This window comes from Streptomyces capitiformicae, from assembly GCF_002214185.1.
GTDB lineage: Bacteria > Actinomycetota > Actinomycetes > Streptomycetales > Streptomycetaceae > Streptomyces > Streptomyces capitiformicae.
This window is the reverse complement of the sequence record NZ_CP022161.1, coordinates 4228647-4244522: the sequence shown is the minus strand read 5'-3', so window position 1 is coordinate 4244522 and position 15876 is coordinate 4228647. Positions and strand designations below refer to the sequence as shown.

General features: G+C 70.5%; 11 protein-coding genes and 2 pseudogenes. 10 read left to right on the top strand and 3 right to left on the bottom strand.

From position 1 onward, the window contains the following. The first annotated feature begins 3 nt into the window (after positions 1-3). A complete protein-coding gene (locus tag CES90_RS18900) occupies positions 4-927 on the top strand; it encodes a carbamate kinase (protein ID WP_189786051.1) in 924 nt (307 codons plus the stop codon). Between the two features lie 141 nt (positions 928-1068). Then, a pseudogene (locus tag CES90_RS18895) lies at positions 1069-1500 on the top strand (pyridoxamine 5'-phosphate oxidase family protein); the annotation flags it as partial. A 410-nt stretch (positions 1501-1910) separates the two neighbouring features. On the opposite strand, the gene ppdK reads toward CES90_RS18895, so the two are convergent. Further along, a complete protein-coding gene (gene ppdK / locus CES90_RS18890; RefSeq protein WP_189786052.1) occupies positions 1911-4598 on the bottom strand; it encodes a pyruvate, phosphate dikinase in 2688 nt (895 codons plus the stop codon). A gap of 318 nt (positions 4599-4916) precedes the next feature. On the opposite strand from ppdK, the gene CES90_RS18885 reads away from it, so the two are divergent. Further along, positions 4917-5609, top strand: coding sequence for a response regulator (locus CES90_RS18885; protein WP_189786076.1), 693 nt, complete (start codon positions 4917-4919; stop codon positions 5607-5609). Between the two features lie 18 nt (positions 5610-5627). On the opposite strand, the gene CES90_RS18880 is transcribed toward CES90_RS18885, so the two are convergent. Together CES90_RS18880 and CES90_RS18875 are read right to left on the bottom strand one after the other, a co-directional pair. Beyond that, positions 5628-6317: an NADPH-dependent F420 reductase gene (locus tag CES90_RS18880; RefSeq protein WP_189786053.1), complete on the bottom strand. Its 690-nt coding sequence runs from the start codon at positions 6315-6317 to the stop codon at positions 5628-5630. A 266-nt stretch (positions 6318-6583) separates the two neighbouring features. Beyond that, positions 6584-7168 (bottom strand): Rv1733c family protein, encoded by a 585-nt coding sequence (locus tag CES90_RS18875; RefSeq protein ID WP_189786054.1) that lies wholly within the window; start codon positions 7166-7168, stop codon positions 6584-6586. A 445-nt stretch (positions 7169-7613) separates the two neighbouring features. Between CES90_RS18875 and CES90_RS18870 the strand changes: the two genes are divergently transcribed. The 7 genes and pseudogenes from CES90_RS18870 to CES90_RS18840 all read left to right on the top strand — a co-directional run bounded on the left by CES90_RS18870 (position 7614) and on the right by CES90_RS18840 (position 14966). Continuing rightward, the gene (locus CES90_RS18870; protein ID WP_189786055.1) at positions 7614-8996 is read left to right on the top strand and encodes a sigma-54-dependent transcriptional regulator family protein; all 1383 of its coding nucleotides are present in this window, start codon (positions 7614-7616) and stop codon (positions 8994-8996) included. Positions 8997-9034: 38 nt separating this feature from the next. Continuing rightward, a complete protein-coding gene (locus tag CES90_RS18865; RefSeq protein WP_373313527.1) occupies positions 9035-10558 on the top strand; it encodes an aldehyde dehydrogenase family protein in 1524 nt (507 codons plus the stop codon). Between the two features lie 71 nt (positions 10559-10629). After that, positions 10630-10956, top strand: a pseudogene (locus CES90_RS51275) (DUF779 domain-containing protein); the annotation flags it as partial. Positions 10957-11025: 69 nt separating this feature from the next. Beyond that, positions 11026-12039 carry a zinc-dependent alcohol dehydrogenase gene (locus CES90_RS18855; RefSeq protein ID WP_208921876.1) on the top strand — a complete coding sequence of 338 codons (1014 nt, stop codon included), beginning with the start codon at positions 11026-11028 and terminating at the stop codon, positions 12037-12039. 58 nt (positions 12040-12097) lie between these two features. After that, positions 12098-13213 carry an NAD(P) transhydrogenase subunit alpha gene (locus tag CES90_RS18850; RefSeq protein WP_189786058.1) on the top strand — a complete coding sequence of 372 codons (1116 nt, stop codon included), beginning with the start codon at positions 12098-12100 and terminating at the stop codon, positions 13211-13213. Then, positions 13210-13545 carry an NAD(P) transhydrogenase subunit alpha gene (locus CES90_RS18845; RefSeq protein ID WP_189786059.1) on the top strand — a complete coding sequence of 112 codons (336 nt, stop codon included), beginning with the start codon at positions 13210-13212 and terminating at the stop codon, positions 13543-13545. The genes CES90_RS18850 and CES90_RS18845 overlap by 4 nt, the downstream gene beginning before the upstream one ends. A 5-nt stretch (positions 13546-13550) precedes the next feature. Further along, entirely contained in the window at positions 13551-14966 is a 1416-nt protein-coding gene (locus CES90_RS18840) for an NAD(P)(+) transhydrogenase (Re/Si-specific) subunit beta (protein ID WP_189786077.1), read from the top strand. Positions 14967-15876 lie beyond the last annotated feature (910 nt).

Below are 15876 nucleotides of genomic sequence, written 5' to 3'. Positions count from 1 at the left end.
ACCATGCGCATCGTCATAGCCCTCGGCGGCAACGCCCTGCTGCACCGGGGCGAACGCCCTGACGCGGCCGTGCAACAGGTGAACATCGACCGCGTCGCCACGGCCGTCGCCGCCCTCGCGCACGAGCACGAGGTCGTCCTCACCCACGGCAACGGCCCGCAGATCGGCCTGCTCGCCATGGAGAGCGCGTCTGATCCCGCGCTGAGTGCCCCCTACCCGCTGGACCTGCTCGGCGCCCAGACCGAGGGCATGATCGGCTCGCTGCTGGCCCGCAGCATGTACAACGCCCTGCCCGGCCGCAAGATCGCCGCACTGGTGACCCACACTCTCGTGCGGGCCGACGATCCGGCCTTCGCGCGCCCCACCAAGTTCGTCGGGCAGGTGTACCCCCGGGACATCGCCCGGTCACTCGCCCGGAAGCGCGGCTGGCACATCGCCCAGGACACCACCGGCTGGCGCCGGGTCGTCGCCTCCCCGTCACCTCAGGAGATCGTGGAGACCGACACCATCCATGACCTGCTCGCTTGCGGAGCGCTGGTCGTCTGCGCCGGCGGCGGAGGCATCCCCGTCACCGCCGACCTCGACACCGGCGCGCTGTACGGAGTTGACGCGGTGATCGACAAGGACCTCACCGCGGCCCTGCTCGCCGAGGACCTCAAGGCGGACTTCCTGCTCATCCTCACGGACGTTCCGAACGTCTACGCCGACTACGGCACCCCGGACCAGCAGCCCCTCCTCGACGCCACACCCGACGACCTGCGCCGTGGCAGGTTTCCCGACGGTTCGATGGGTCCCAAGACGGAGGCCGCGGCCCGGTTCGTCGAACGCACGGGTGGCCTGGCCGCGATCGGTGCACTCGATGCGGCGTACGAGATCGTCCATGGCAGGTCGGGCACGCTCGTCCGCCCCGATCTGACCGTCGGCTGACGGCCGGCGGAGCAGGGGGCCCGACAGAGGCCGTTCTCCGGCACGGTCGGGACCGATGGGCCCTCACGGTTCGTCCTCGTCCCGCCAAGGATGGACTCCTGCTGAAGGACTTGCTGCGTTGGGCGAAAGACGGACTGGATGATGTATCCGAACGACGGTTTCCGTGAACTGGAGCGGCAGGAGTGCCTCCGTCTGCTGGCGAAGGCGCCCGTCGGTCGTATCGTCCACACGCGCCGGGCCTTGCCCGCGGTACTGCCGGTCAACTTCTCGCTGGACACCGATGGTGCGGTGTTGCTGTGCACCTCGGCGACTTCGGAACTGGTCCGTGCGATCGTCGGCGCGGTGGTCGCCTTCGAAGCCGACGAGGTCGACGCGACCGCTCACTCGGGTTGGAGTGTCGTCGTCACCGGCACCGTCACGATGGTGACCGACCCGGCCGAGCACGAACGGCTGGCCCGGACCGGCCCGCGCCCCTGGGTGCCCTGGCCCGATCCGGTCTTCGTCCGCATCGAACCCGAACTGGTCACCGGGCGCGAGCTGATCGGCGGTCGCACCCTGTACGGAGTGGATCTCCGCTTCCTGGCGGCTCCGCCGAACGTTCGTGGACCACGAGCGGGCGGCTCCGCCGAACGTTCGTGGACCACGAGCATCCCGACGACGGTGACCGCTTGCCGTGGAGGGCGGAGCCGGAGCGCGAGTACACCGTCGTTCTGATCGCCCTCGCGGCCGGGGCGCCGGCGCCGGCTGGAGTCTGGGCAAGGCCTGGGCGCGGCTGTGGTTCGTCAGCCGAACCCGTTGGTGCAGTGACCTCTCAGTGCTTGTCGGAGCCCACCCGTGCCCCGATCCTCGCGTGAGGCGTGCCTCTCGGGCGGGGCTGTCGTCGATACGGCACTTCATCCCCCCCGTACGACCCCTGAGGGCTGTGGCACGGCCGGGTCCCGCCCCCAAGCCGCTGAGGCCAAGGGGCGGGGCCTGGACGCGCGTCACCGGCTGTCGCTGCCCCGGGTCCCCGACAGCGCGGCTCGTCCGGCCTCCAGGCGGGCCACCGGGACGCGGAACGGGGAGCAGGAGACGTAGTCCAGTCCCTCGCCGTGGAAGAAGTGGACCGAGTCGGGGTCGCCGCCGTGTTCGCCGCAGACGCCGATCTTCAGGTCCGGCCGCGTCGCGCGGCCCTCGGCGACCGCGATCTGGACCAGTCGGCCCACGCCCTCCCGGTCGAGGGTCTCGAACGGTGAGGTGCTGAAGATGCCCTTGTCCAGGTAGGCGGAGAAGAACTCGGCCTCGACGTCGTCGCGGGAGAAGCCCCAGGTGGTCTGGGTGAGGTCGTTCGTGCCGAAGGAGAAGAACTCCGCCTGCTCGGCGATCCGAGCCGCCGTGAGCGCGGCGCGGGGCAGCTCGATCATGGTGCCGACCGGGCATGTGACGGGAATACCGGTCTCTGCGGAGACCTCGGCCAGTACCCGTCGCACCTCGTCGCGCTCGATCCGCAGTTCCTCGACGGCGCCGACGAGCGGCACCATGATCTCGGCCTTGGGGGAGCCTCCGACCCTCGTGCGTTCGACCACGGCTTCGGCGATGGCCCTCACCTGCATGGCGACCAGACCGGGCACCACCAGGCCGAGGCGGACACCGCGCAGGCCGAGCATCGGGTTCTCCTCATGCATGTGGCTCACCGCGTCGAGCAACTCGGCGTCGTGCGGGTCCGGGAGGTCGCCCCGGGCCTCTGCGGTGGCGATGCGTACGGCGAGTTCGGTGCGGTCGGGCAGGAACTCGTGCAGGGGCGGGTCGAGGAGGCGGATGGTGACCGGCAGGCCGTCCATCGCCTCCAGGATGCCGATGAAGTCCTGCCGTTGCAGGGGGAGCAGGGCAGCGAGCGCACGCTCGCGCATGAAATCGTCGCGGGCGAGGATCATCTCCTCGACCAGCTTGCGGCGCTCGCCGAGGAACATGTGCTCGGTACGGCACAGACCGATGCCCTGCGCGCCGAACCGGCGGGCGCGCGCGGCGTCCTCGGGGGTGTCCGCGTTGGCCCGCACCTCCAACCGCCGTGCGCCGTCGGCCTGTTCCAGGGCGCGGGCGACCGCGGTCACCACGCCCTCCGACCGCTCACCGGTCTCCAGGTACCGCATGACCTCGGAGTCGACCAGCGGGGCCGCGCCCGGGTACACGGCCCCGGCGGAGCCGTCCACCGAGATGACCGTTCTTTCCTCGACGACAGTGCCGTCACGGGTGGTGAAACGCCGGCGCTCGAGGTCGACGGTGAGTTCCTCGGCGCCGCACACGCAGACCTTGCCCATGCCACGGGCGACCACAGCCGCGTGGCTGGTCTTGCCGCCCCGGCTGGTCAGCACAGCCTGGGCGGCGACCATGCCCGGCAGGTCGTCGGGGGTGGTCTCCTGGCGTACGAGGATCACCTTCTCGCCGGCCGCGGCGCGCCGTACGGCTGTGGCGGAGTCGAAGACGGCGGAGCCGACCGCGGCGCCCGGCGAGGCGGGCAGGCCGTGGGCGAGCGCCTCACCCGTGGCCGAGGCATCGAAGCGGGGGAACATCAGCCGGGCCAGTCCCTCCCCACTCACCCGTGCCAGCCCCTCGTCCGGGGTGATGAGCTGCTCGTCGACCAGCTCCGCTGCGATGGTGAACGCGGCTTCGGCGGTGCGCTTTCCCACTCGGGTCTGCAGCATCCAAAGGGTGCCGCGCTCGATGGTGAACTCGATGTCGCACAGGTCCCGGTAGTGGTTCTCCAGGCTGCGCATGTGGGTGAGCAGCTGTCGGTACGACCGTGTGTCGAGGCGTTCCAGTTCGGCCAGGGGCACGGTGCTGCGGATGCCGGCGACGACGTCCTCACCCTGGGCGTTGGGCAGGTAGTCGCCGTACAGGCCGGGGCGGCCGCTGGCCGGGTCGCGGGTGAAGGCGACGCCGCTGCCGGAGTCGGGGCCGAGGTTGCCGTACACCATGCGCTGGACGGTGACGGCGGTGCCCAGGTCGTCCGGGATGTGCTCGCGCCTGCGGTACAGGCGGGCGCGGTCGCCGTTCCAGGACTGGAAGACCGCGAGGATGGCCCGGCGCAGCTGCTCGGCGGGAGACTGTGGGAAGTCCTCGCCGGTCTCGTCGTGGATCAGGTTCTTGTACGTCTCTACCAGCTGGGCGAGATCGCCGGCGTCCAGGTGCACATCGTCCAGGACGCCCCGGAAGTCCTTCAGCAGCGTGATGGCCTGCTCGAACAGCGCGGAGTCGACCCCCATGACCGTACTGCCGAACATCTGGACCAGGCGGCGGTAGGAGTCCCAGGCGAACCGCTCGTTGCCGGACACCTTGGCCAGCCCCAGCACGGAGTCGTCGTTCAGGCCGATGTCCAGGACCGTCTCCATCATCCCGGGCATGGAGAACCGTGCCCCGGAGCGCACGGACAGCAGCAGCGGATCGTCGGGCTGACCCACACGGCGTCCGGCGGACTCCTCCAGCGCGGCCAGGTGGCGGGAGACCTCCCGGAACAGCCCCTCGGGCTCGGCACCCGTCGCCAGGAATGCCCGGCAGGCCTCGGTGGTGATGATGAAACCGGGCGGCACGGGCAGTCCGAGCCGGGTCATCTCGGCCAGGTTCGCTCCCTTGCCGCCGAGCAGGTCGGCCATGTCACGGCCGCCCTGGTGGAAGTCGTACACGTAACGGTCCATGGTGTCGCGCTCCTCAGCCTCATAGGGCAGTTCTGTGGCCTTCCAGCGTCGAACGGGTACCCACTGGGAGGGAGGTGCCGGATGTCCCGTCCGGTGGGCCGGTCGGCCCTCAGCCATCCCGAACCCGCTTCCGTAAAGCCCGGCAGCGGGGAATCGGGACTGCCCGGCCCGGGCCGTTACGCTCTGAAGCGGGAAGGATCCCCGACCGGATCCCCGACCGGATCCCCGACCGGATCCCCGACCGGATCCCCGACTGGTCATCGGCGCACGCCCGCATGACCCCAGGGCATGATCACGACGTACGACGAGGAGTATTCGATGGTGGACAGCGAGCAGCCCGGCGCCGAGAGCCCGATCCGGGTCTTCCTGCTGGACGACCACGAGGTGGTACGGCGTGGGGTTCGCGACCTGCTGAACGACGAGCCGGACATCACCGTGATCGGCGAGGCGGCCACTGCCGAGCAGGCCCTGGTGCGGGTTCCCGCCCTGCGTCCCCAGGTCGCGGTGCTCGATGTCCGACTGCCCGACGGGGACGGTGTGACCGTGTGCCGGGAGCTGCGCTCGCACATGCCGGAGCTGGCCTGTCTGATGCTGACCTCGTTCGATGACGAGGAGGCGCTGCTGGACTCGATCATGGCAGGGGCGTCCGGGTACGTGCTGAAGCAGATCCAGGGCTCCGACCTGGTGTCGGCAGTCCGTACGGTGGCCGCGGGCCAGTCCTTGCTCGACGCCAGCGCCACCACCAAGCTGATGGCCCGGCTGCGCGGTGAGCAGACCAAGGAACCGGAACAGGATGCTTTGCCGGACCTGACCGAGCGGGAGCGGGAGATTCTGGCACTGATCGGTAAGGGGCTGACCAACCGGCAGATCGGCCAGCGGCTCTATCTCGCGGAGAAGACGGTGAAGAACCACATCTCCCGTCTGCTGGCCAAGCTCGGCGTCGAGCGGCGCGTCCAGGCCGCCGTCATCGCCTCGCAGGTCCGGGGCCGGGCCAAGCAGGACGGGCACTGACACCTGCGTCGGGGCGTGCTAGCCGGCGCCCTGGATGTGGAAGTTGAAGTCGGTGTGGCCGAGGGTGCTGTAGAGGCGCAGCCAGATCGGCAGCAGCATCTCGGCGCCTCGGGCGGTCTCGATGCCGCCGAGGTCGATGACGCTGCTCTCGGGCCACCCGAAGGAGACCAGCATCTCGGTGACCTGCTTCTTGGCGCCGGTGTCCTCGCCGGAGACGAAGACGTTGTGGGTTCCGGAGACACGGTCGGGCTCGACCATGAGGCGGCAGTTCATGGTGTTGAGGGTCTTCACGACGCGGGCGTCGGGGAAGGCGCGCTGGACCTGTTCGCCGAGGCTGTCGGTGTTGACCGGATTCAGCGGGGGCGGCATCCCCCGGGAGGAGTCGAGCGGGTTGGCGATGTCGATGAGGACCTTTCCCGCCAGGTTCGCGCTGCCTGCGGCGTTCAGGGCTTCGAGCGTGACGGTGCCCGCGGTGGCGTTGACGACCCTCTCGCCGAGGGTGGCGGTTTCGGCGAAGGACCGCAGCTCCACGGTGGGGTGAGCCGCGTTCCAGGTGGCGAAGGGCGGGGTGCCCATGGCGTCCGGTTCGGTACGGGCGAGGGTCGCCGCGGGATCGCGGGTGCCGATGACGATCTCGTTGCCCAGGGAGGCGAGCTTGGCTGCGATGGTCCGGCCGACGATGCCGGTGCCGAGGACGGCGTAGCGCATGGGGGTGGGTCCTTCCCGGCCGGGCGGTCCATCGGATCGGTCAGGTGGCCCAGAGAAGCAGGTCACGATGCCGCTTCCGCTCCACTGGCCGGCGGACGATCGCGGTTTCACCCGGACGGCTTGGACGATGCATCCCGGGTGGAGGGGGGATGGGCCGATGCGTTCCTGGCCGCCCACGGCCATCCAAGGCGGGGAGCTTGAAGCAGAGCAGCGGCCCCGGCCGGGGCGGGTCCGGGTCGCGGCGAACACGCGTCACCGACGGGCCGTCATGCGTGCCGGTGGCCCCGGTGCGCGTCGAACGCGGCCCAGTCCCGTTCCCACTGCGCCCATCGGCGCCGGTCCAGCCGTGCCCGGGCGGCCCACCGGAGGCCCAGTACCAGGAGAGCCGCACCCACCGCGGCGGACGTACCGGTCACTACTCCTTGTGCCCTGGCTTGGGCGGGGGTGGGTGGCGCGGGGTGAACACGGTCGGATGCGTCGAGCCACACCGTCGTCCGTGAGCCGGCCTTGCGGTCCGCTGCCACCAGGGCCGTCCCGGTCCTGGAGGAGCCATCCGTCGTCCACCGCACGGTCGCACGGACGAGTTCGTCGTCCGCCACGCCCGAGAACCGCGCCACGGTCGCCGCGGGGGCGTCCTCGACGAGTTTCGCGGTGACGTGACGCAGTCCTTGGGACTCCGTGAGCGCGGAACGCTCGGCGACGACAGCCGCGGTCACACCCACCGTCGGCGCGGCGAACAGCACCGCCGTCACCGTAGCCAGGCCGACCCAGGCTTCGGTGAAGTCCGAGCGGCGCTTGAGCGGGTTGCGCCGCCAGCGCCACAGCAACACCTCGCGGAACCGTTTCAGCATGCGTGCATCCCTCCGTGCGCGACGGGCAAGAACTCCATGCCCGGTACGGTGACGGATCTGCGAACCGTGGGCACAGAGGCCAATGGGCCGTCGCGCTGAGGGCCGTTCGGCCCATGAGAGGCAACGGCACGCAGAGGAGCACGAGGCGCAAGACCCCAACGGGCCCTCATCCTCGTCCGGTTGTCCCTCCTGAATACGTTCCTGCCGACTGAACATGGAATCAGGTGCGGGCGTCGGCTTCGGGTAACTGTGAGGGGCTCCCCGTCCCCCCCAACCGGGACGGCGCTCGCGCCGTCGGTTCTTCCCAGGCCCGCTGACCCTTGGCGCTGGTCCGCGGCAGGCCGAACGGCCCCTGAGAAGGGGGCCATTCGGCCTCTACAACCCGCTGTTGACTGCCGGTGAGGTTGGTGTGACCCAACCGGAAGCAAGGCACGAGGGAGGTGCCATGGACACTTCCACCGCTGCCTCGACATCCGCCTCCAGCCCCATTTCCACCTCCACATCCGCCTCTGCGTCCGCGCTGCGCACCGTGCACGAGCAGTTCGTGACCTCGCTCGGCACGCCGTCACCGTCAGGAGTGCGGCGTCTGGTGGCCGACTCGTGGAGTCGCTGCACGGCGTGCGGCGTACGGCCCGACGGCAGTCGTCTGCCGCCCCTGTTCAGGACATCCGAGGAGCTGGCCGCGTACCGGCGGGGCCATCCGCTTGCCGCCGTACTGCACCTGTTGCGGGAGCTGTTGGGAGCCGGTGTCGCCGATGACGGGCACCTCTTCGCGGTCGGTGACGCCGACGGGACCCTGCTGTGGGTAGAGGGGGATTCCGCGGCCTTGCGGCGCGCCGAGCGGATGCACTTCGTGGCGGGGGCCGTGTGGTCCGAGGCGCAGGCCGGGACCAACGCCCCGGGCACGGCGCTGGAGGTCGGACAGCCCGTTCAGATCGTGGCCGGCGAGCACTACAACTCTGCCGTGCATGACTGGTCGTGCGCCGCTGCCCCCGTGCGCGACCCCGGCACCGGGCGCCTGCTCGGTGTGGTCGACCTTTCCGGGGGCCCCACCATCGCCACGCCACCCGCCCTCGCTGCGGTGCGCGGAGCCGCGCTGTTGGCCGAGGCGGAGCTCGCCCGTGCACTGCCAGTACCGCCGACTCCGCTCGGCCCGGACGGGTGGGTGCCGCACGCGTCCTCCGCCGGATGTGGGGCGGGTGTAGGGCTGGCCGCACTGGGCCGGGACTGTGCCCTGCTGGAGAGCGCCGGACGCGTCCACCGGCTGAGCCCGCGCCACAGCGAGATCGTGGTGGCGCTCGCCCTGGAGGGCCGGGGCGTGCACGGCGACCGGCTGGCTGTGGACCTGTCGGAGCGGGAGGTGCCTCCTTCGACCCTGCGGGCCGAGATGACCCGGCTGCGCGCGGTGCTCGGCCCGGCCCTGCTCGGCTCGCGACCGTACGCGCTCCTCTGCCCGGTGCGCACCGACTTCGGGGAGGTCTCGGCGCTGCTCGCCGAAGGGCGGGTGGACGAGGCGCTGGCCTGCTACCGCGGCCCGCTGCTGCCGCGCTCCGAGGCACCGGCCGTCGTCGAGCACCGGCGGGCCCTGGAGCAGCAGTTGCGCGGTGCCGTCCTCGGCAGTGACGATGCCGGGCTGCTGCGCCGCTGGGTGAACGCGGCCTGGGGCGCCGAGGACTCGCTCGCGTGGCTCACGCTCGCTCACAGACTGCCGGGCGGCTCGGCGCAGCGTGCTGCCGCGGCAGCACGGGCCCGCGGTCTGGATGCCGCATCAGCTCTTCAGCCGCAGGCCGGACGACATGCAGCGGTGTTGCAGCGTTCCCGCTCCTAGCGTGCTGAGCATCACCACAACCCTCGCGAAAGGTGACGATCATGACATACGAGCCTCCGGGTGCGACGGGCAGCCCCGTCGACGTCTCGCCCCGCTACGAGAACTTCATCGGCGGCAAGTGGCAGGCGCCCACCACCGGTGAGTACTCACCCGACCTGAGCCCCGCCACCGCCAAGCCGTTCTGCGAGGTCCCCAAGTCGGGCCCCCAGGACATCGAACTCGCCCTGGACGCCGCGCACGCCGCGAAGGACAAGTGGGGCGAGGCGTCCACCGCTCAGCGGGCCGCGGTGCTGAACAAGGTGGCCGACGCCATCGACGCCCACCGCGAGGAACTCGCCGTCGCCGAGAGCTGGGACAACGGCAAGCCCGTCCGTGAGACCCTCGCCGCCGACATCCCGCTCGCCGCCGACCACTTCCGCTACTTCGCGGCCGCGATACGCGCCGAGGAGAGCTCGATCACCGAGATCGACAAGGACCTGATCGCCTACCACTTCCACGAGCCGTTGGGCGTGGTCGGACAGATCATTCCGTTCAACTTCCCGCTGCTGATGGCCGCGTGGAAGCTGGCCCCGGCGCTCGCCGCGGGCAACGCCTCGGTCCTCAAGCCCGCCTCGCCGACCCCGTGGTCGATCCTGAAGCTGATGGAGGTCATCGGCGACATCCTCCCCGCCGGTGTCGTCAACGTCGTGAACGGCCCGGGCGCCGCCATCGGCAAGGCGCTGGCCACCAACAAGCGCATCGCCAAGGTCGCCTTCACCGGAGAGACCACCACCGGTCGGCTGATCATGCAGTACGCGTCCGAGAACATCATCCCGGTCACCCTGGAGCTGGGCGGCAAGTCGCCGAACATCTTCTTCAACGACGTGGCCGCCGAGGACGACGACTTCCTGAACAAGGCCGTCGAGGGACTCGTGCTGTACGCGTTCAACAAGGGCGAGGTCTGCACCTGCCCCTCGCGCGCCCTGATCCAGGAGGACATCTACGAGGAGTTCATGGGCCGTTGCCTGGAGCGGATCCGTGCCATCAAGCAGGGCAATCCGCTCGACCCGGCGACCATGATCGGCCCCCAGGTCTCCCGTCAGCAGGTCGAGAAGATCGGCTCCTACGTCGAGATCGGCCTGAAGGAGGGCGCCGAACTGCTCGCGGGCGGCCACCGTCCGTCCATCGGCGGGGAGTTCACGGACGGCTTCTTCTACGAGCCGACCGTCCTCAAGGGCCACAACAAGATGCGGGTCTTCCAGGAGGAGATCTTCGGTCCCGTCCTCGCGGTCACCACCTTCAAGGACGAGGCCGAGGCGCTCGAGATCGCCAACGACACGCTGTACGGCCTCGGGGCCGGCGTGTGGAGCCGCGACACCGGACGCACCTACCGGATGGGCCGCGCCATCAAGGCGGGCCGCGTCTGGACGAACTGCTACCACCAGTACCCCGCGGGTGCCGCGTTCGGTGGCTACAAGGTCTCCGGCATCGGCCGCGAGACGCACAAGATGATGCTCGAGCACTACAGCCAGACCAAGAACCTGCTGGTCAGCTACGGCACCAAGCCGCTCGGGCTGTTCTGAGCGGACCGCCAGGTCCACCAGTTCCTGCAGTTCCTGCACCAGTTCCTGCGGATCTGAAGAGGTGCACCGACATGCCCGCGACGCTTCACAACGGCAACGCCGGGCGCGTCACCGCCACCCGGGCGGCGCACAAGGCCATCGCGGCCCTGCGCGCCGCCCATGGCAGGCCGGTGATGTTCGTCCAGTCCGGCGGCTGCTGCGACGGCAGCGATCCGATGTGCTTCCCCGGCGACGAATTCGCCCTCGGCGAGGGCGACATGCTGCTCGGCGTCCTGGACGGCTGCACCTTCCACATCGACGCCGACCTGTACCAGGCACTCGGCCGCCCGCGCCTCGTCCTGGACGTCGAGGAGGGAACACCGGGCGGCTTCTCCCTCGCAGCAGGGGACGGGCTGCGCTTCGTCACCCACATACAGGACCCGGACGAGACCCGGGCCCGAACACACCCGCCATCCGAGGAGCTGATCATGAAGGCAGCAGTCGTCACCGACTTCGGCAAGCCCCTGGAGATCCAGGACCTGCCCGTCCCCGAGCCCGGCCCCGGCCAGGTGCTCGTCCGCATGGAGGCCTCCGGCCTCTGCCACACCGACATCCACGCCGCCCACGGCGACTGGCCCGTCAAGCCGCAGCCGCCGTTCATCCCCGGCCACGAGGGCATCGGCCCCGTCCAGGCCGTCGGCGACGGCGTCTCCGAGGACCTGATCGGCAAGCGGGTCGCCATCCCATGGCTCGGCTCGTCCTGCGGCACCTGCCGCTACTGCGTCTCCGGTTGGGAGACCCTCTGCCAGAGCCAGGTCAACTCCGGCTACTCCGTGGACGGTTGCTACGCCGAGTACGCCGTCGCAGACGCGGGCGCGGTCGTTCAGGTCCCCGACGGCGTGTCGTCCTTCGACGCGGCGCCGCTGACCTGCGCCGGCGTCACCACGTACAAGGCGATCAAGGTCGCGAACGTGGTCCCGGCCGAGCGGGTCGCCGTCTTCGGCATCGGCGGCCTCGGCCACCTGGCGGTGCAGTACGCGCGACTCGTCGGCGGCTTCGTCACCGCCGTCGACCTCGAACCGGACAAGCTGGGCCTCGCCCACAAGCTCGGCGCCGACCAGATCGTCAACGCCCGCACGCACGACCCGGTCGAGGAGATCAGGCAGGCCGGCGGAGCGGACGTGGCCGTGGTGTTGGCCGCGAGCGCCAAGGCCTTCGAGCAGGCCTACCGGTCCCTGAACCGCGGCGGGCGCCTGGTGATGGTCGGCCTGCCCGCCGACAACGCGTCGATCAACGTGCCGATCTTCGAGACCGTGCTCGGCGGGATCTCCGTCATCGGCTCCATCGTCGGCACCCGTCAGGACCTGGCCGAGGTGTTCGCGCTGCACGCGGCCGGACGCACCCAGGTGATCGCCGAGCAGCGGCGCCTGGAGCAGGTCAACGAGTCCTTCGACGAGGTCCTCGGCGGACGGGCCGAAGCCCGGCTCGTCTTCGAGTTCTGAGAGTTCTGCGGCCCGGCATCCACCAGATCGACCGGGCCACAGGGAGAGGCAACAGATCATGGGAACCGTCACCGTAGGTGCCGTACGGGAGCGGGCGCCCGGCGAACGCCGTGTCGCCCTCGTCCCCGAGGCCGTAACCCTCCTGCGCCGGGCCGGACTCGACGTCCTGATCGAGACCGGAGCCGGATCCGGCGCCTGGTTCACCGACGCCGAATACGCCGACGCCGGCGCGACCGTCGTCACCCCGGACGAGCTGTACGCACGCGCGGACGCCGTCCTGTGCGTCGGCCCGCCCGACCCGGAGGCCGCAGGGGCGCTGCGCGCCGGGCAGACCCTGATCGGTCTGCTCCAGCCGCTGCGGCACCCCGCCCTGGTCGAGGACCTGACCGGGCGCGGCGTGCGCACGGTGAGCCTCGATCTGCTGCCCCGCACCCTCAGCCGCGCCCAGTCCATGGACGCGCTCACCTCCCAGGCCGCCGTCGCCGGCTACAAGGCGGCCCTCCTCGCGGCCGACCTCTACGACCGGTTCTTCCCGATGCTGACCACCGCCGCGGGCACCACGCGTCCCGCCCAAGTCCTGATCCTCGGTGCCGGAGTGGCAGGACTGCAGGCGATCGCCACCGCCCGCCGCCTCGGCGCCGTCGTCTCGGCGTACGACGTACGCCCCGCATCCCGAGGGGAGGTGGAGTCGCTGGGCGCCCGGTTCCTCGACGTCCAGAGCCCGCCGGAAGGGGAACAGGGCACCGAACTCGGCGGCTACGCACGGGAGTTGACCGAACAGGAACAGCGGGCCCAGCGGGAGGCACTGGATACGCACATCGCTCGCTCAGACATCGTGATCACCACGGCGCAGGTGCCGGGCCGCAAGCCGCCCCTGCTGGTGACCGCGGCCGTGGTCGAGCGGATGAAGCCCGGCTCGGTCGTCGTTGACCTCGCCGCGAGCGAACTCGGCGGCAACGTCGAGGGCTCCGAACCCGACAAGACAGTCGTCCTGGACGGCGGAGTCACCCTCATCGGCGCCGGGCATCTGCCCTCCGCCATGGCGACCGCCGCCTCCACGGCGTACGCCCGCAACCTCGTCGCGCTGCTCGGGCACCTGGTGCGCGACGGGGAACTGAACCTCGACCCGGCCGACGAGATCACGGCCGCACTCATGGGAGGAGGCCCCTCATGAACAACCTCGATCTCCTCACCGCGATCACCGTGTTCGTCCTGAGCGTGCTGGTCGGCATCGAGGTCATCAGCAAGGTCCCGGCGACCCTGCACACCCCGCTGATGTCCGGCTCCAACTCGGTCCACGGCATCGTCGTCATCGGCGCGATGCTGATCGCGGCCGAGTCCCACACCTGGCTCGGCTACGTCCTCGCCTTCGTGGCCATGGCCTTCGGCGCCATGAATGTCGTCGGCGGCTACGTCGTCACGGACCGGATGCTGGAGATGTTCAAGGCGAAGCCGGCCGCCGAGAAGAACCAGTCCGCCGAACAGAACCAGAAGGCGGGGGTGTGACCGTCATGGACACCGTCTCCAACGCCGTCCACTACATCTTCCTGGCCGCGGCCGCCTGCTTCGTGATGGGCCTGCACCTGATGAACCACCCGCGGACGGCCCGCCGCGGCAACACTCTCTCCGCCGGGGCCATGGCCGTCGCCATCGCCGCCACCGCGTGGCTGATCCTGGACGAGAACGTGATCAGCACCACCGGATGGCTCGTCCTGACCTCGGGTGGCGTCCTCGGGGCGGCCCTGGGCCTGTGGGCCGCCCGCGAGGTCCAGATGACAGCGATGCCCCAACTGGTCAGCCTCTTCAACGCCGTCGGCGGCGGAGCGGCCGCGCTCATCGCGGTGGGCGAACTGCTCCAGACCGAGCACCCGGCCGCCCTGGGCGCACGCGTCTCCCTGCCCGGCGCGCTGGACATCGTCATCGGCGCGGTCACGTTCTCCGGGTCGCTGATCGCGGCGGGCAAGCTGCAGGGCGTCGTGTCCGGGGCACCCGTGGTCTTCCCGGGCGCACGGCTGCTCAACGTTCTGCTGCCGGCCTCCTTCGTCGCCGGCACGGTCTGGCTGGTGCTGGCACCGGACAGCCGGGTCGCGCTGTACGGGCTTGTGGCGGTCGCGCTGCTCTTCGGCGTGACGATGGTCCTGCCGATCGGCGGCGCCGACATGCCGGTGGTCATCTCCCTGCTGAACGCCTTCACCGGGTCGGCGGTCGCGATGGCCGGCTTCGTGCTCGACGAGACCGCGCTGATCATCGCCGGCATGCTCGTCAGCGCCTCGGGCGGCATCCTCACCAAGCTGATGGCCGACGCCATGAACCGCTCCATCGCCAACATCGTGATCGGCGGCTTCGGCACCGGCGACAGCGCACCGGCGGCGACCGGATCCGGTGCGCCGGCCCAGGTGCGGTCGATCTCCGCGGACGACGTCGCGATCCAGCTGGCGTACGCGAGCAAGGTCATCTTCGTCCCGGGCTACGGTCTGGCCGCCGCCCAGGCCCAGCACGAACTCGGCGACCTGGCCAAGGTGCTGACGGACCACGGCATCGACGTCAGCTACGCGGTCCACCCGGTCGCGGGCCGCATGCCGGGCCACATGAATGTGCTCTTGGCGGAGGCCAACGTCCCCTACACCCAGCTGAAGGAGATGGACGACGTCAATCCCGAGTTCCCGCAGGCCGACGTCGCCCTGGTCATCGGCGCCAACGACGTCACCAACCCGATCGCGCGCCGCCCCGGCAACGCGATCTCCGGTATGCCGATCCTCGATGTCGACCAGGCGAAGAGCGTCGTGGTCATCAAGCGCTCGATGGGACATGGCTACGCGGGCGTCGACAACGAGCTCTACACCAACCCCAAGGCCGGCATGTTCTTCGCCGACGCGAAGAAGGGCCTGTCCGAACTCAAGGCGGCCGTGGGGGAGTTCGTCGGCTGACAGCAATGCGCACGCGGTCGGTGCAGGACCACAGGACCACAGGACCACAGGACCACAGGACCACAGGACCGCCAGGGCCGCAGGACCGGGGCCACGCTTTGGGGCGTGGCCCCAGCGCGTTGTCGTGGGCCGCGTGACGGCCGGGTTGAGGTTGAAGGGGCCCAAGGTCCCGTCTGAGGGACCAGAAGGCTCCGCCAGCGCCCTGCTGGCACCTGTGGCGATGCATCTGCACCTGATGGGCCGTCCGGCCCGGGGTGCCTGCCGGACCGGGGGACTGTCGGCCCACGGTAGAAAGGCCGTTCGGCCGCAGCGTCGGCCTGTCCTGATGCCGGATGCTGATCAGCGACCGATCCGGTGTATCCCGTGCCACCGCACCGAGCACCCGTGCGGCGGCCGTTCTCCACCGCTGTCCACCGCCGTGGGTGCTGCGCACGGCCGGCCCGGTCACCGTCCGGCCGCTCGCCACGTCCGTCCCGGCTCCCGGGCGGCCGGACGCACCATGCGTACGTGCAGGACGCTGAGGCCCCGGCGAGCGGCGCCCGAATGATCCGCCAACCACGCTGGCAGCCGGGATGATGGACGCGCGCGCCGTCATCCTCGCGTGTTGCCCTGCCGCGGCACCGAAGGCTCCATGCCAGGTGCAGGCTCCTGCCATGCCCTGAGTACCGACAATCGCCGGCCCCGCGATGAGCCCGGACTCGATCCGCGGGAAGAGAAGACCCCATCGCAGGCGACCACCCAGGGCGGGGGCCGGTGCGCACCAGCAAGTCGTGATCGGCTGGGTCGGTCACCACCGTGGCCCGGCTGATGACTGCTGGCCTCGAACCGTTCCTGTGGACTGAGTGGGAGTGAGTCCGATCAGCCGCGCGCCCCGAACGGTCTTGGGCGTACTGGTCCCCGGCGTACTCGA

What these genes read in the sequence shown, in the direction of transcription:
- CES90_RS18880 (WP_189786053.1), bottom strand. Translation starts at nt 6,317, where the DNA reads ATGCGCTACGCCGTCCTCGGCACCGGCATCGTCGGCCGGACCATCGCA.
- CES90_RS18840 (WP_189786077.1), top strand. Translation starts at nt 13,551, where the DNA reads ATGGACACCGTCTCCAACGCCGTCCACTACATCTTCCTGGCCGCGGCC.
- CES90_RS18855 (WP_208921876.1), top strand. Translation starts at nt 11,026, where the DNA reads ATGAAGGCAGCAGTCGTCACCGACTTCGGCAAGCCCCTGGAGATCCAG.
- ppdK (WP_189786052.1), bottom strand. Translation starts at nt 4,598, where the DNA reads ATGGACCGTTACGTGTACGACTTCCACCAGGGCGGCCGTGACATGGCC.
- CES90_RS18845 (WP_189786059.1), top strand. Translation starts at nt 13,210, where the DNA reads ATGAACAACCTCGATCTCCTCACCGCGATCACCGTGTTCGTCCTGAGC.
- CES90_RS18885 (WP_189786076.1), top strand. Translation starts at nt 4,917, where the DNA reads ATGGTGGACAGCGAGCAGCCCGGCGCCGAGAGCCCGATCCGGGTCTTC.
- CES90_RS18870 (WP_189786055.1), top strand. Translation starts at nt 7,614, where the DNA reads ATGGACACTTCCACCGCTGCCTCGACATCCGCCTCCAGCCCCATTTCC.
- CES90_RS18900 (WP_189786051.1), top strand. Translation starts at nt 4, where the DNA reads ATGCGCATCGTCATAGCCCTCGGCGGCAACGCCCTGCTGCACCGGGGC.
- CES90_RS18875 (WP_189786054.1), bottom strand. Translation starts at nt 7,168, where the DNA reads ATGCTGAAACGGTTCCGCGAGGTGTTGCTGTGGCGCTGGCGGCGCAAC.
- CES90_RS18850 (WP_189786058.1), top strand. Translation starts at nt 12,098, where the DNA reads ATGGGAACCGTCACCGTAGGTGCCGTACGGGAGCGGGCGCCCGGCGAA.